11 protein-coding genes are annotated in these 16,213 nt (G+C 68.3%); 9 read left to right on the top strand and 2 right to left on the bottom strand.

Annotation, left to right across the window (positions count from 1 at the left end):
* Positions 1 to 32 precede the first annotated feature (32 nt).
* The 3 genes from katG (at position 33) to OHA61_RS04115 (ending at position 6,327) form a co-directional block, all read left to right on the top strand.
* A complete protein-coding gene (katG, locus tag OHA61_RS04105; RefSeq protein ID WP_406301734.1) occupies positions 33 to 2,264 on the top strand; it encodes a catalase/peroxidase HPI in 2,232 nt (743 codons plus the stop codon).
* A gap of 294 nt (positions 2,265 to 2,558) precedes the next feature.
* A complete protein-coding gene (locus OHA61_RS04110; protein WP_406301735.1) occupies positions 2,559 to 4,433 on the top strand; it encodes a galactose oxidase-like domain-containing protein in 1,875 nt (624 codons plus the stop codon).
* 61 nt (positions 4,434 to 4,494) lie between these two features.
* Positions 4,495 to 6,327 carry a Dyp-type peroxidase gene (locus OHA61_RS04115; protein ID WP_406301736.1) on the top strand — a complete coding sequence of 611 codons (1,833 nt, stop codon included), beginning with the start codon at positions 4,495 to 4,497 and terminating at the stop codon, positions 6,325 to 6,327.
* A gap of 75 nt (positions 6,328 to 6,402) precedes the next feature.
* Here OHA61_RS04115 and OHA61_RS04120 read toward each other — a convergent pair whose 3' ends face one another.
* Both OHA61_RS04120 and OHA61_RS04125 read right to left on the bottom strand, forming a co-directional pair.
* Positions 6,403 to 7,797: an NAD-binding protein gene (locus OHA61_RS04120; protein WP_406301737.1), complete on the bottom strand. Its 1,395-nt coding sequence runs from the start codon at positions 7,795 to 7,797 to the stop codon at positions 6,403 to 6,405.
* 336 nt (positions 7,798 to 8,133) lie between these two features.
* A complete protein-coding gene (locus OHA61_RS04125; protein ID WP_406301738.1) occupies positions 8,134 to 8,691 on the bottom strand; it encodes an ATP-binding protein in 558 nt (185 codons plus the stop codon).
* Between the two features lie 578 nt (positions 8,692 to 9,269).
* On the opposite strand from OHA61_RS04125, the gene OHA61_RS04130 reads away from it, so the two are divergent.
* The 6 genes from OHA61_RS04130 (at position 9,270) to OHA61_RS04155 (ending at position 16,162) form a co-directional block, all read left to right on the top strand.
* Complete coding sequence (locus OHA61_RS04130) at positions 9,270 to 10,496, top strand: M6 family metalloprotease domain-containing protein (protein WP_406301739.1); 1,227 nt, start codon at positions 9,270 to 9,272, stop codon at positions 10,494 to 10,496.
* Positions 10,497 to 10,718: 222 nt separating this feature from the next.
* A complete protein-coding gene (locus OHA61_RS04135) occupies positions 10,719 to 12,407 on the top strand; it encodes an ABC transporter substrate-binding protein (RefSeq protein ID WP_406301740.1) in 1,689 nt (562 codons plus the stop codon).
* A 5-nt stretch (positions 12,408 to 12,412) separates the two neighbouring features.
* The gene (locus tag OHA61_RS04140) at positions 12,413 to 13,348 is read left to right on the top strand and encodes an ABC transporter permease (RefSeq protein WP_406307271.1); all 936 of its coding nucleotides are present in this window, start codon (positions 12,413 to 12,415) and stop codon (positions 13,346 to 13,348) included.
* Complete coding sequence (locus tag OHA61_RS04145; RefSeq protein ID WP_406301741.1) at positions 13,345 to 14,337, top strand: ABC transporter permease; 993 nt, start codon at positions 13,345 to 13,347, stop codon at positions 14,335 to 14,337. Before OHA61_RS04140 ends, OHA61_RS04145 begins: the two co-directional genes overlap by 4 nt.
* On the top strand, positions 14,334 to 15,179 hold the full coding sequence (locus OHA61_RS04150) for an ABC transporter ATP-binding protein (RefSeq protein WP_406301742.1): 846 nt from the start codon (positions 14,334 to 14,336) through the stop codon (positions 15,177 to 15,179). The genes OHA61_RS04145 and OHA61_RS04150 overlap by 4 nt, the downstream gene beginning before the upstream one ends.
* A complete protein-coding gene (locus OHA61_RS04155) occupies positions 15,176 to 16,162 on the top strand; it encodes an ABC transporter ATP-binding protein (protein ID WP_406301743.1) in 987 nt (328 codons plus the stop codon). The genes OHA61_RS04150 and OHA61_RS04155 overlap by 4 nt, the downstream gene beginning before the upstream one ends.
* Positions 16,163 to 16,213: the final 51 nt, after the last annotated feature.

The following is a 16,213-nucleotide window of genomic DNA, read 5'->3' on the forward strand; positions in this document are numbered from 1 at the left end:
CACCATGATCCGCCTGGTCCGGAAGGATTCCCATGTCTGAGAACCACGATGCAATCGTCACAGACGCGAAAACGGAGGATGGAGGTGGCTGCCCGGTCGCGCACGGGCGCGCCCCGCACCCGACCCAGGGCGGCGGAAACCGCCAGTGGTGGCCGGAGCGGCTCAACCTGAAGATCCTTGCCAAGAACCCCGCCGTGGCCAACCCCCTCGGCGAGGAGTTCGACTACGCCGAGGCGTTCAAGACCCTCGACCTCCCCGCCGTGAAGCGCGACATCGCGGAAGTGCTGACGACCTCGCAGGACTGGTGGCCCGCCGACTTCGGGCACTACGGCCCGTTCATGATCCGTATGGCGTGGCACAGCGCGGGCACCTACCGGATCAGCGACGGCCGCGGCGGCGCCGGAGCCGGCCAGCAGCGCTTCGCCCCCCTCAACAGCTGGCCGGACAACGGGAACCTGGACAAGGCCCGCCGCCTGCTGTGGCCGGTCAAGAAGAAGTACGGCCAGAACCTCTCGTGGGCCGACCTCATGATCCTCGCCGGCAATGTCGCCCTGGAGTCGATGGGCTTCGAGACCTTCGGCTTCGGCGGCGGTCGTGCGGACGTCTGGGAGCCCGACGAGGACGTCTACTGGGGGCCCGAGTCCACCTGGCTCGGCGACGAGCGCTACACCGGCGACCGGGAGCTGGAGAACCCCCTCGGCGCCGTGCAAATGGGCCTCATCTACGTCAACCCGGAGGGCCCGAACGGCAACCCGGACCCGATCGCCGCGGCCCGCGACATCCGCGAGACGTTCCGCCGGATGGCGATGAACGACGAGGAGACGGTCGCCCTGATCGCGGGCGGTCACACCTTCGGCAAGACCCACGGCGCGGGCCCGGCGGACCACGTGGGCGCCGACCCCGAGGCCGCCTCCATCGAGGAGCAGGGCCTCGGCTGGAAGAGCACTTTCGGCACCGGCAAGGGCGCCGACGCGATCACCAGCGGCCTCGAGGTCACCTGGACCAGCACGCCGACCCGGTGGAGCAACAGCTTCTTCCAGAACCTGTTCGGCTACGAGTGGGAGCTGACGTCGAGCCCCGCCGGCGCAAACCAGTGGGTGGCGAAGGACGGTGCCGGTGCGGGCACCATCCCCCACGCCCACGACGCGTCGAAGAGCCTGGCCCCGACGATGCTGACGACCGACCTCTCGCTCCGGTTCGACCCGGCCTACGAGCAGATCTCGCGGCGCTTCCTGGAGAACCCCGACGAGTTCGCGGACGCCTTCGCCCGCGCGTGGTTCAAGCTGACCCACCGCGACATGGGCCCCGTCGTGCGCTACCTCGGCCCGGAGGTCCCCTCCGAGACGCTGGTGTGGCAGGACCCCCTGCCCGCCGTGACGCACGAGCTCGTCGACGCCGCGGACATCGCCTCCCTCAAGGCTCAGGTCCTCGCCTCGGGCCTGTCGGTGTCCCAGCTGGTGTCCGCCGCGTGGGCCTCGGCCTCGTCCTTCCGAGGAAGCGACAAGCGCGGCGGCGCCAACGGTGCGCGCATCCGCCTCCAGCCGCAGAGCGGGTGGGACGTCAACGAGCCCGACGAGCTGGCGACGGTTCTGCGCACCCTGGAGGGCATCCAGGAGTCCTTCAATGCGGCCGGGTCCGGCGGCAAGCAGGTCTCGCTCGCCGACCTGATCGTGCTCGCCGGCGGTGCGGGCGTCGAGAAGGCCGCCAAGGACGCCGGCTTCGACATCGAGGTCCCCTTCACGCCGGGCCGCGTCGACGCGTCGCAGGAGCAGACCGACGTGGAGTCGTTCGCCGCGCTCGAGCCGACCGCCGACGGGTTCCGCAACTACCTCGGCAAGGGCAACCGTCTGCCGGCCGAGTACCTGCTGATCGACAAGGCGAACCTGCTGACGCTGAGCGCCCCCGAGCTGACGGTGCTCATCGGTGGCCTGCGCGTCCTGGGCGCGAACCACCAGCAGTCGTCGCTCGGCGTCCTCACCACGACCCCCGGGTCCCTGACCAACGACTTCTTCGTCAACCTGCTCGACCTGGGCACGACGTGGAAGGCGACGTCCGGGGACCAGAACACGTTCGAGGGGCGTGACGCCGCCACGGGCGAGGTCAAGTGGACCGGCACCCGTGCCGACCTCGTCTTCGGCTCGAACTCCGAGCTGCGCGCGCTCGCGGAGGTCTACGCGAGCGATGACGCGAAGGCGAAGTTCGTGAACGACTTCGTCGCGGCATGGGACAAGGTGATGAACCTCGACCGGTTCGACCGCGCCTGATCCCGCCTGATCGCGCCTGATCACGACGTCCAGGTCGGCCCGCAAGGGCCGACCTGGACGTTCTCATTGGCAGGGCAGGCCTCCGCCTCCGCGCCGAAGGTCGGCCCACCCTCCCGACGGGCCCGGCAACCCCCGCCCGCCCGGTCGACACGCTCACTCCTCGCGTTTGCACGTGATTACGCTCTGTGTTCCTATGTCACAGTCAGTCACATTCGGTCTATTCCGTCTGCATATTCACCACCCAACCCCGGGGACGGTCATGCACACGGAGGCCGACAGCCCACGAGGAGTGCCATGTCACGACCACGACTGTCCAGGCTGCTCTCCGCCTGCGCCGTCATCTCCGCCCTGACCACCCCCCTCGTCACTGTCCTCCCTGCCGCCGCTCACGACGGCGCGCCGGAGCCGCGTTCCCTCTCCCGGGAGACGGAACCCGACACCGGCGGCAAAGTCGCCGTTGACCAGGCCGAGGCCGCCGTCCTCGGCCAGGAGCACGCCGAGACGCACGCCAGGGCCCGCCAGGGGGCCGAGGACCTCGGCGACTACTCACAGCCGATGCGTACGGCACGCCTGGAGTCGCTCACCAAGTCCCAGGCGAAGCACAACGCCCCGTTCAGCGCGCGGGAGTTCGGCGTCTTCAAGGAGTACTTCCCGTCACCCGACTTCGCCGTGCACGTGGCGCAACTGCCCACCGGCAAGGTCCTGTTGTTCTCCTTCGAGAGGATCGAGACCAACCCCACGAAGGAGACCGCCCCCACCCAGATCATCGGCAAGGCGAACGCGGGCCGGGCGCATCTGTGGGACCCGGCCAAGGGCCGCGGCCCGGACGCGTTCAAGGAGGTCACGCCGCCCACCGTGATGATGCCGGACGGCAAGGACGAACCACGTCCCGCGCCGTTCTTCTGCGCCGGTCACGCCTTTCTGCCCAACGGGATGCTCGGCGTCTTCGGCGGCAATCTCGGCGGCAACCACGGCTCCGGCGCCAAGCTGTCCCTCGTCTTCGACCCCTGGACAGAAACCTGGTCCATCAACGAGCAGATGTCCGTGGGCCGCTGGTATCCGAGCGCCGTGACCGGTGCCGACGGGCGGATCCTGATCATGTCCGGGCAGTCGGAGCTCGGCTGGGGCACGCCCACGCCCATCGTGGAACGCTTCCCGGCACTCAGCTTCCCGGTCCCGACCACGAAGACCGACGTCCCCGAGAACCTGCCCGTGGACATCTTCAAGGCGGAAGCCCCGTTCAAGCACGACTATCCGCATCTGTTCTCTTTGCGTGATGGCAAGATTTACGGCCTCGGCCGCGATCGCAACCAGCAGTGGCTCTTCAACCCGGTCACCGAGACCCGCACGAGCCTGGCCGACCGGCCCGGTGTCCTCCTGCGCAACTACGGCTCCGCGGTGCCGCTGCCCGCCGGTTTCAAGGGCCCCGACTCCGTCCTCGTCCTCGGCGGCGACCGGGACGACCCGAACACGTATCAGTACGTCGGCGGCCAGTGGAAGACGAAGGAGGCCCGAGCCTTCGGCCGTACGCAGGACGACACCCTGATCCTGCCCGACGGCACGCTGTTCACCGTCAACGGCTCCTACGACATCCGCGACTACGGGAACGGGCTCTACAACCCGAACGCCGACCTGAAATACCGGCAGACCGAGATGCGCGACACCGACGGCAACTGGAAGCTCGGGCCCGCCCAGCGGCTGCCGCGCGGCTACCACTCCAACGCCGTGGTCCTGCCCGACGGACGCATCATGGTCACCGGTGACGAGGCGCAGCAGATCGCCAACGACCCCGATATCAAAGACGACATGGACGGCTCCATCGAGATCTACGAGCCGGCCTATCTGCACAACGGCGAGCGTCCCGACCTCTCCGCGGTGCCCCGGCGCACGGTCGGCTACGACGACCGGTTCACAGTCCTGACCTCCGACGCCGCGGACGTCAAGCGAGCCGTCCTGCTGGCCCCGACGACCGCGACCCACTCGGTGAACTTCAGCCAGCGCCATCTCGACGTCCGCATCAAGAGCCGGAGCGACGGTTCCCTCGAACTGCAGGCGCCGCCCACCGCGGAAGCCGCACCGCCGGGCTACTACATGCTCTTCCTCCTCAACGAGGACGGCGTACCGAGCATCGCCAAGTTCGTGTCCTTCGGCCCGCCGAACACAGGCTGACGCCGCCCGCTTCCCCGACGCAGGAGTTCCATCCCCAAGAACCCGAGGAACTGGAGACACGATGACAGACCTGACACTGCGGGAGAGCACGGAAATCCAGGGCGATGTGATCGCCGGCTTCAAGAAGGACCACGTACAGCTGCTGTTCCTGAAGTTCGACGACGCGACACGGGCACGCACCTGGCTGCGTCGGCTGAAGCCGCGCATCGCCACGACCCGGCAGGTCGCCGCGTTCAACGCGGCCTTCAGCGCCGCACGCGGCAACACCGGCGGTGACGACCCCAAGGCTCTCACCGCCGTATGGCGCAGCGTCAGCTTCACCCATGCCGGTATGCAGACGCTGACGGGCAAGGACCCCTTCCCCGGTACGGCGGAAGGCACGACGCAGCACGCGTTCAAGCAGGGCTCCGCCGTACGCGCCGGAATGCTCGGGGACACCGGGGAGAACTCGCCGGAGAACTGGCTCTTCGGCGACAGCAACGCGCAGCCCGTCCATGCGGTGCTCACCATCGCGGCCGACAGGGTCGCGGACCTCCGGGCGGCCCTCGCCCAGGAGCGGCAGGAAGCCTCCGTCCACAAAGTGGTGATCATCTTCGAGCAGGACGGCGGAACGCTGCTCGGGGACCGCAGGGGCAAGGAGCACTTCGGCTTCAAGGACGGCGTCAGCGAGCCGGCCGTCCAGGGATTCGACGAGCCCGACCCCAGGCACCCCGAGTGGAAGAAGGGACACCCGGGCACCCGGATCATCCCGGCCGGCGAGTTCGTCGTCGGTGAGGAGACCGTGAGCGGCAAGCCCTCCGGTCTGCCGGAGTGGGCGCGGAACGGCTCGTTCCATGTGGTGCGCAGGCTCGGCCAGGACGTTCCAGGCTGGTGGGCGCAGATCGGGGCACGGCTGAAGGAGCTGAAGAACGCGAAGGCCGTGCCCCCGGAAGCCACCACGGAGTGGCTGGCGGCCCGGATGGTCGGGCGCTGGCGTTCGGGCACGCCCGTGGCGAAGTGTCCGCACGCCGACATGCCCGCGGACCCGGAGGCGGCGAACGACAACGACATCAGCTTCGCGAACGACCTGGAAGGGGAGATCACCCCGCTGTTCTCCCACCTCCGCAAGACCAACCCCCGTGACGGGCTCCTGTTCCAGCAGGGCCAGACACCCGTACCGGAGAAGGGCAACCTCGACGGCCGGCGCATCATGCGCCGCGGCATCCCCTACGGCCTGCCCTTCGACCCGGCGGGCGCGGGCGGCCACGGTCCTGACGCCGCTCGCGGTCTGGTCTTCGTCAGCTACCAGGCCGACCTGGTGAGGCAGTTCGAGTTCATCCAGAAGGACTGGGTCATCGAGACCGGCTTCCCGAAGCGTGATCCAAAGGTAGGCGCGGACCCGATGATCGGCCCGACGACCGATGTCTCCTTCGCCGGCAAGCAGGTGCGGTTCGAGCAGTTCGTACGGACCGAGGGAGCGGTTTACGCGTTCACGCCGTCGCTGTCGACCCTCGACCGCCTGGCCGACGGCAAACTGTCGGACGAAGCCCCGAAGATCAAGGTCCGGGTCACGGAGGACGGCAACCACGAGATCTCCGCCGTCTCCATCCTGGACATCGGTGACGAGGTCGACGCGGGCAGGGCGAAGCTGACACTCCAGGACGACGGCAAGCTCGTGGTCTTCGACGAGCGGGAGGAACCCCGCTGGGCCTCCAACAACCCGGCCACGCGGGGCGCTCGCGCTGTCTTCCAGGAGGACGGCAACCTGGTGATCTACACGCCGGACAACCAGCCGGTGTGGGCGTCGGCGACCGCGGGCAACCCGGGCGCCAAGCTCGCGGTCCAGGCCGACGGCAACGTGGTGATCTACACCAGCACGGGTGACCCCGTCTGGCACACCAAGACCCGGCACTGACGCCCTGAACGGGAGCAGTCCGCCGGAGCACCGGCGGACTGCTCCCGTACGTCATGCGCCCCGGCTGCCGGAGAACTACTCATGGCCGCACCGGTCCGCGTGCGGCCAGGGCACGAAGCTTCCGTCCGCACGTTCCACCAGGAGCCGCTTTCCGTGTGCCACCACACCGCGCGGCTGCAGTCCGCACAGGCTTGCGCTCGTGTACGCGGCGCACATGCTGTTGAGGTCGTGGACAAGGCCGATCCTGAACAGCGAACGGGTCTCCGCGATGGCCTCGTGGTCACCCGCGCGTATGACCACGCGGAGATCAGGTGCGACCGCCAGCGCTGCCACGGAGACCGCGATGTTGTCCAAGTCGTCCGAGGCGACGGCGGCCATCGCCTGCGCCTTGTTCAGGCCGAGTTCGCGCAGCACGAACCTGTCCGTCGCGTCGGCGACGACGACGGGCACGCCAAGTGCCCTGGCCAGCCGGAGGTTGGGAGCTGCCGGGTCCCGCTCCACGGCGACCACACCGATGCCCAGGTCCTGCACCTGGGTACAGAGCCGCAGACCCACCTGTCCCAGCCCGACGACCACCACATGGCCCGCCCGGGGAATGGCCCGGGGACCCACGATGCCGACCGAACGCGGAGCCAGGAGACGGTCGATCAGGCCCGCGGTGAAAACGGCGGTGAACACGATGGTCAGGAGCATCGCGACGCTGGCGAAGACCATGTACGCGTCCGAACCGTGCGCCGATACTGGGCCGACGGCCGACACCGTTCGCGCCGCCTCGAACAGCGCCTCGACCGGCGGTCGGTGATGGAGAGTCACGGACCAGAGCCAGTCCAGGAACAGCACCAGGAGAAGCCCGGCGAGGCCGGTCAGAGTGATCCGCGAGCTGCTGTCGTGTGGCCGAAGCTGGCCCCGCATCCTCCCGAGCCGTGCCGTGTACCTCAAGGAGCGCGGTGGCCTGTAGGGCTCGAGGCGGACGCTGTCCCCCTCCCGGCGGGCGGCGACGTGGCCGGAAGCGGTCCGGGTGAGGGCCAGCAGGTCGGACTCGACACATGCGGCCAGGAAGGTCGGTGCGACGACGTCCGCCGGGGAGGTGACCCGGCAGTTCGGGACCACACGTACCAGCTGCTCGGCCACCGTCCGGTCGAAGATCGTCACCACCAGCGAGACGTTCGGACGAATGTGCTCCACCGCAAGGGCATAGCGCAGGGACTCGACATCGTCATCGAGCAGGATCGCGACGCCTGCCACCTCCCGGTCCAGCGCCCGGCGCAGATCCTCGTCCGTGGGCTGAGCCAGGTGGCGCACCTGGTGACCGGCCGACTTCAACGAGCCGCAGACCCTGCGCGCCACGTCGCTCCCGACGACGATGAAGCACTCGTCGGCACGCCTCCCGTCGGGAGACGTGCCTGCGACTGGGTCCCCCTCGGCAGCGGCGCCGTCGCGCGGACGCTCAGAGCCCGAAGGCGCAGTCATCGGAACGGTAAGGGTCGCAATCAAGGCAACGCAGGGCAGCGCAACCGTCGCAGCGGACCAACGACTGCCCGCAATGACATGAGGGGTCATGCGTGCCCGGAGATCGGGGTGCATCGGCTGTGTTCCGAACGTCCGTGGCAGGCCGCTGCCCGTCGGGGCCAGGGCCGGTCGTGGCCGTCTCCGCGGGATCGCAGGCAATGCTCATCGGTACTCCCGTCGCGAGGTGGTCTTAGCGTCCCGGCCGACCATGGAGCACAGTGTCCGAGCGGCGTGGCTCGCTCAGCATCCGGCCTCTGGTGTGCCGTCGGGGAGATCTCGAAAGCCCATAACCCGGAGTTATGCGATTGCCGACCAGCATTGAAGCGGCGCGGCCGGGTCGCTGTGCATGGGCGTAGCAGCGGGGGCGGGGATGGAAGCCGGGACGGCTTCGGTCGGGCCAGGAGCCCACAGTTCGAACCAGACCGTCTTTCCCTGGTGATCCGCCCGGACACCACAGCGGTGGGACAGCTCATGGAGCAACCGCATGCCTCGACCGGATTCGTCGTCGGCGCCGGCCGCCTTGAGGCAGGGGAAGGCCGGATGCGCATCGGTGACTTCGCACCGCAGCGACCCGCCACGGACAGTCACACTGAGCAGGATCGGGCCGGCTCCGTGGCGCACGGCATTGGTAACCAGTTCGCTGACGAGCAGCTCGACGGTTTCCGATTCCTCAAGGGGCTGTTCGACCAGGGTGTCGCGGGTGAAGCTCCGAGCGGCGGACACGGAGGCCGGGTGGCGATCGAACCACTGAGATCTGGTCTCACCTCGGTATGGCCGGGGATCCAGGCGGGTGGGATGGGCCGGGCCGTAGGCCGGGCGGCCGGTCAGCGAGCCGTCCACTTCATTGATCGTCATGATCCTGCCGCCCTTTTCGCATTCCGGATGTCTTGAACATCTGTCTCCACAGAACGCCGGCGGCCACTGAGAGATCAACGCGTAAGCGCACCCATTAAGTGGGGGAAAGGATGGGTAGCGCAGTGCGGTAGCCATTTTGGGCTCTCAAGCAGTGACCGGGCATGCACGTACGGTGCGCCTTAGGCGGCGGATTTCGAGGTTCATAACGCCATGTGATGAACAGGCGAGGGCTGCCCGAGGCGACGGCCGGCCCGCACTATGTCCCCGAACCGACATTCAAGCGAATCCTGCTCAGCGGCAATTCCAGGCGGCACCCGGCCTGGACGGGCAGATACGCTCCGCGATCGCCCGGAGGATCCGGAGGGGCGAACCTCCGATACCGGCGCGATCCCCGGGGCAGGTGAGAGCTCCCCAAAGCGAGCTGCAGACCTGCCCTCCGCCACATCGCAACAGCTGCGAAGAGACGGCGAGCCGAGTCTGCGACCCGCCCACCCTTCATCGGCAACCGCCACGTCGTCTACCGGAGGGGCGCAGCTGCCGCGCCCGAGCCCGGACCACTCTCCCCACGGAGGCATACCTTGCGCTCTTCGACCTGGACGCGGCGCCCACTGACCGCGGCGCTCCTGATCGTCCTGTCCGCCCTGCTCGCTCTGCTTGCCCTGGTCACCGTCCCCGCAGGCCCCGCCCACGCATTCAACGGGAGCACCTCCGCGTGTGCGCTCCAGGGCACGACCGGCTTCACCGACGAGGGCCAGCAGACCGACTACAACCGGTTCCAGAACCCGACCGGCACCAAGCGCGTAGGCGTGATCTACGTGGACTTCCCCGACGCCGTCGGCACCACCCTGCCCCTCACCCCGTACTACAACCAACTGTCCGGCGCGGCCAATTGGCTGTGGAACGCCTCCAACGGCAAAACCTGGCTGGACCTTCAGGCTCCGTACGGCAACTGGGTGCGCATGCCGAAGAACTCCACGGCGTACAACTGGCAGCGCGACTTCTCCTGGGCAACGCACCAGACGTACGTCAAGGACGCGCTCACAGGCGCCGCCAGTGCCGGCGTCAACCTCGCCAATTACGACACGTTCTACATCGTGCCCACCAGCACCGCTGCCGCGATCAGTCACTCCCCCACCTTCATCCAGGACCCGAGCAATGTGACCTGGGTCTGGAACGGGCAGACGAGCAGCTGGGTGGCGATCCGCTGGGCGGTGACCTTCGGTCAGGACCTGTGGACCTGGGGCTCCAAGGTCGCCGTCCATGAGACCGGCCACACCTTCGGACTGCCCGATCTCTACGCCTTCAGCGGCGATCTCCACCAGTACGTAGGCGGCTGGGACATCATGGGCAAGGTCAACGGCGCCGCCCCGCAGTTCTTCGGCTGGCACGCGTGGAAGTTCGGCTGGATCACTGACAGTCAGGTCTCCTGCCTGTCCACGGCAAACACGTATTCCACCACCCTCAACGGGGTGGAGTACGGGGGCACCGGCTACAAGCTGGCAGTGATCAAGACCAGCGCCACCACCGCCTACGTCGCCGAGTCCCGCAAGGCCGCCAACAACGACGCCGGCGCCTGCGCCACGGGCGTGGTCATCTACAAGGTCGACACCTCCACCACCACCGGCAACGGGCCGATCCGGATCGTGACGAACCCCAACGCCGCCGCGCCCACGGGGAACTGCTCCACGCTGGACATGCAGACCTGGAAGCCCGGCCAGTCGTTCCAGGACGACACCGCCCGCATCAGGATCTACGTGAACAGCTCCGACTCGTTCAACGACACGGTCTGGACCTACAAGTGGTGACCACCTAGCACGTGAGTGGTCAACGGGCGATGTGGGCGGCGCGGCATGCGCCGGTCACACCGCCCCGACGTGCCTTCGAGCGCCCACGGCAGTCGACCCGGCAGCGCCGGGAGAAGGCTCCATAACGCGAAGTTATGGAGATATGGGGGCTATCCGTACGGACTGGTCGCATTCAACCTTGTCCCCACTTCGTGAAATGTCACATCGCAAAGGGAGCCTGTTGTGAGAATACGACGAGCCAGAATGGTCATGGCGGCCGCCCTTGGGCTCGTCGCCGTTGCCGGTTGCGGGGGAACCGGCCAGGGTGGCGACGGTGGGCAGGCCAAAGCGGCAAGCAAGGGCGGCACTCTGCATGTGCTGTCCAGCATCGACCTGGAGCACCTCGATCCGGCCCGCAACTACGTCACCTCGTCCCAGAACGTCGGCCGGCTTGTCTACCGGACGCTGACGACTTTCGCGGCGGCCCCCGGCCTGGCCGGAGGCAAGATCGTGCCGGACCTGGCGACGGACAACGGGCGGCCCAGCGATGACGCCCGAACCTGGACCTTCACTCTCAGAGCAGGGGTGAAATTCGAGGACGGCCGGCCCATCACCAGCCAGGACATCAAGTACGGGGTCGAGCGGACGTTCGCCGCGGAGCTGCCCGAAGGCCCGCCGTACGGCCGGATCTGGCTGGCGGGCGGCAAGGCGTACAAGGGCCCCTACAAGGACAAGCAGGGGCTCGCCTCGATCGAGACACCCGACGACAGGACGATCGTCTTCAAGCTCAACCGCCCGGTGGCCGACTTCGGTTCGGCGGTGTCGCTGCCGATGTTCGCCCCGGTACCGAGAGACAAGGACAACGGCGTCAAGTACGACTCCAGGCCTTTCTCCTCCGGGCCGTACAAGATCGAGAACTTCGAGGCCAAGAAGCAGCTCACACTCGTCCGCAACACTCACTGGAGTCCGGACATCGACCCGGTGCGCAAGGGACTCCCGGACAAGATCGTGATCGATCTCAATCTGGATCCGGCAGTGATCGACCAGCGGCTCATCGCCGCTGGGGGCGAGGACGCCAACGCGGTCGGCTTCGAGCCGATCGGCGCAGCCTCCATCGGGCCGGTGATGACCAACCCGCAAGTGCGTCAGCGACATGTCATCGGCGAATCGATCAACACGCGCTTCGTCAGCATCAACACCAAGCACAAGCCGCTGGACGACGTCCGGGTGCGGCAGGCGATCGCATACGCGCTGGACAAGGAGGCTCTGCGCACCGCTCGGGGCGGCCCGATCATCGGGGAGCTGGCCACCACTCTGCTGCCACCGTCGCTGCCCGGCTTCGTTTCTGACGACCCGTACCCGAGCCAGGACGGCAAGGGGGATCCGGCCAAGGCCAAGGCGCTGCTCGCACAGGCCGGTCACTCCTCGGACCTGGCCCTCACCCTCGACGCCCCCGCGACGACCACAGGCAAGGCCCAGGCCGAGGCGGTGCAGGCGTCCCTCGCCCGGGCGGGCATCACGGTGAAGATCAACGCGATCAGCTCGTCGGCGTACTACAGCACCGTGGGCAACACGGCCCAGGAGCACGACCTGGTGATCGACGGCTGGACGCCCGACTGGCCCGGCGCCTCCACCTACCTGCCGATCGTGTTCGACGGCCGGATGATCACCGCGGAGGGCAACAACAACCACTCGCAGTACAACTCCCGCAAGGTCAACCAGCGGATCGACGAGATCGTCAAAGAGCGCGATCCGGCATCCGCTGCGACGGCCTACGGCGAGCTGGCCAAGCAGATCATGCAGGACGCGCCGGTCGTGCCGTTCCTCTGGGACAAGGCAGCCGTCCTCGTGGGTCCCAACGTCACCGGGGCGTACGGGCACATCGCCTACGTAGGACGTCTGGATCTGGTCTCCCTGGGGCTTCGCAAGTGACCACGATGCTCCCCACCTCGCTGTCGTCCGACGTGTCACACCGCGTCGGACGCCACGAGGCGTCCCTGTTGCGGCGGTTGCTGATGCAGCCGTCCGCGGTGGCCGCGCTCACAGGAGTCGTCGTACTCGTCCTGATCGCGCTTGCGGCCCCGCTGATCACCTGGGCAACCGGTACATCGCCGACCGAGTTCCACTCCGATGCCGTGAATCCGGCGCTCGGTGGACTGCCGCGAGGAGCGGCGGGCGGCATCAGCACCACGCACTGGCTGGGAGTCGAGCCGGGCAGCGGCCGGGACATCCTCGCCCGCGTCGTGTACGGCGCGCGGGTCTCGCTGCTGATCGCCATGCTCGCCACCGGTCTGTCGGTGGTGCTGGGAACGGCACTGGGATTGGCCGCCGGGTACTTCGGCGGCTGGACCGACGCCCTCGTCGGTCGGCTGATGGACCTGCTGATGTCGTTCCCCAGCCTGATTTTCATGATCGCGTTGATCTCCGCGGCGCCGGGCGTGGACCGGCAGTTGCTCCTGGTCGTCGTGCTCGGCTTCTTCGGCTGGCCCTACGTCGGGCGAATCGTGCGGGGGCAGGCGATGGTGCTGGCCCGTGGGGAGTTCGTGGCGGCCGCCCGGGTGCTCGGCGCCTCCCGGCGCGCGCTCCTGGTGCGCGAGGTGCTGCCCAACCTGACCGGACCGATCCTCGTCGTGGCGACCATGTCGATCCCCGGCTACATCGCCACCGAGGCGGGCCTGTCCTTCCTCGGCGTCGGCGTTGCCCCGCCCACCCCCTCGTGGGGCCAGATGATCGCCTCCGCGGTGCCGTGGTACGCCGCCGACCCCGTCTACTTCCTGATCCCCGGTGTCTTCCTGCTCGTCACCGTGCTCGCCTTCAACGTGCTGGGCGACGCGGTACAGGACGCACTCGACCCCCGGAGCCGGCGACGATGATTCTCTATGTCCTGCGCAGACTGGCCGCAGCGGCGACGATCCTGCTGGTGATCTGCGGCGCCACCTTCGCGATCTTCTATCTGATGCCCGCTGATCCGGCACTTGGGGCCTGCGGCAAGGCGTGCAGCCCGGAGCGGATTGCCCAGATCCGCGCGACGCTCGGCCTCGACCACTCGCTCCTTGTGCAGTTCCGCGACTACCTCGTCGGCATCGTGGCCGGCCGGAACTATGGCACCGGTGAACAGGCCGTGACGTGTCCCTTCCCCTGTCTGGGGTTCAGTTTCCAGACGAATCAGCCGGTCTGGCAGCTGCTCACACACCGGCTGCCGATCAGCATCTCGATCGCGGTGGGCGCGGCGGTACTGTGGCTGACCGGCGGCGTCTTTGCGGGCGTACTGGCCGCGCTGCGCCGCGGCAGCCTGTGGGACCGGGCGGCGATGACGGCCGCGCTCGGTGGCGTCTCGTTGCCGATCTATTTCACGGCCCTGGTGCTGCAGTACGTGCTCGTCGTCAAGCTCGGGCTGCTGCCCTATCCGCAGGCGGCCCCGATCACCGCGGACCCGCTCGGCTGGGCGCAGTCGATGATCATGCCGTGGATCACGCTGGCGATGCTCTACGCCGGGGTCTACGCCCGGATCACCCGCAGCGAGATGCTGGGCAGCCTGGGTCAGAACTACGTCCGCACCGCGCGCGCCAAGGGCCTGCCCGAGCCGACGGTGATCCGTCGGCATGCGCTGCGCCCAGCGCTGATGCCCATCGTGACGATCTTCGGGATGGACCTCGGTGCGCTGCTCGGAGGCGCCCTCATCACCGAGTCGGTGTTCGGCCTGCCCGGCGTGGGCAAGCTCGCGGCCGACGCGATCAACAGCGCCGACCAGCCGGTGATCCTCGGGGTGACCCTGTTCGCCGCGTGCTTCGTGGTGCTCGCCAACGTCGTTGTGGACCTGGTGTACGCGGTCCTGGACCCGAGAGTGAGGGCCGTGGGATGACGTTGCTGACAGTGCGTGATCTGACCGTGGACTTCGGTTCAGGGACACGCGCCGTAGACGGACTGAACCTGGATCTGGATGCCGGTGCTGTGCTCGGCGTGGTCGGTGAGTCGGGCAGCGGAAAGTCCGTCACCAGCCTTGCGGTTCTGGGTCTGTTGCCGGACGCCCGCGTCACCGGTGAAATCCGGTTCGACGGACAGGATCTGACGGGCTTGGGCCAACGCGCGCTGCGCAGGCTGCGCGGGGACCGGATCGCGATGATCTTTCAGGATCCGCTGTCCTGCCTGAACCCCTACTACCCGGTGGCCTTCCAGATCGCCGAGGCATACCGGGCACACCGCGGGGCCGGGCGCCGCGAGGCACACCGCGTCGCGGTGCGGATGCTGGATCGTGTCGGCATCCCCGAGCCCGGGCGGCGTGCCCGCGCCTACCCGCACGAGTTCTCCGGCGGCATGCGGCAGCGGGTGATGATCGCGATGGCACTGTGCCTGGAGCCCGACCTGCTCATCGCGGACGAGCCGACCACCGCGCTCGATGTGACCGTACAGGCCCAGATCCTGGAGCTGCTCCGCGAACTGAGGGAGCAGTCCGGCACCGCGATCATGCTCATCACCCACGACATGGGTGTGGTTGCCGGACTGGCCGACGAGGTTGTCGTGATGTACGGCGGCCGTGCGGTGGAACGGGGCGGGGTCCGCGATGTCTTCTACCGGCCGCGGGACGCCTACACCAAGGGTCTGCTCGCCTGCGTGCCACGCGTCGACGGGCCGCTGCCGCGCCGCCTTCCCACCTTGCACACGCCGGTCGCGGGACCTGTCAAAGCACCGGAGGTGACGCTGTGAACGCACCACTGCTCGAAGTCCAGGACCTCCTTAAGCGCTTCCCGGTGCGGCACGGACTGACCCGTCGGCTTGCCGGTCATGTCACGGCAGTTGACGGTGTGTCGCTACGGGTGGAGGCCGGCGAGACGCTCGGCGTGGTCGGCGAGTCCGGCTGCGGAAAGTCGACGGTCGCCCGGCTGATCACCCGCTTGATCGAGCCCACGTCCGGCACGATCCGCGTGGCCGGCCGGGAACTGGCATCGATGGACGAGGCGGCGATGCGGCCGGTCCGCCGGGACCTGCAGATGATTTTCCAGGATCCGTTCTCATCGCTGAACCCCCGCAAGACCGTCCGGCAGATCCTGGCTGCTCCATTCCGCTACCAAGGGCTGACGCCGGACGAGCCGGTGGAGCAGCTGCTGGAGCGGGTGGAGCTGCGGCCGGAGCACGCCGACCGTTTTCCGCACGAGTTGTCGGGCGGTCAGGCCCAGCGCATCGGTATCGCGCGAGCGCTGGCACTGCGGCCGAAGCTGGTCGTCTGCGACGAGCCGGTCTCCGCGCTCGACGTATCGGTGCAGGCGCAGATCCTCAATCTGCTCAAGGATCTCCAGGAGGATTACGGGCTCGCTTATGTGTTCATCGCGCACGACCTCGGTGCGGTCCGCCAGATCAGTACCCGCATCGCTGTCATGTACCTCGGCACCGTGGTGGAAACGGCCGACCGGGCCACGTTGTTCGACCACGCCGCGCACCCCTACACCCATGCCCTGCTGTCGGCGGTGCCCCTGCCCGACCCGGACGCCGAGCGATCGCGCGAACGGATCGTGCTCGCCGGAGACCTGCCCAGTCCGCTCAATCCCCCCAGCGGCTGCCCGTTCCGCACCCGCTGTCCCAGGGCGGCCGAGCGCTGTGCCGCCGAACGACCCGCCCTGCGGTTGATCGCTCCGGGCCAGGAAGTCGCCTGCCACTACCCCGAGCCGCTCTCCGCGGGGAGGACCCCATGAGCCACACCTATCGCCTGCCCGGGCACCAACGAGTGGGAACACGACGGGGTC

It is taken from the genome of Streptomyces sp. NBC_00885 (genome assembly GCF_045207475.1).
In the GTDB taxonomy this organism is placed as follows: Bacteria; Actinomycetota; Actinomycetes; order Streptomycetales; family Streptomycetaceae; genus Streptomyces.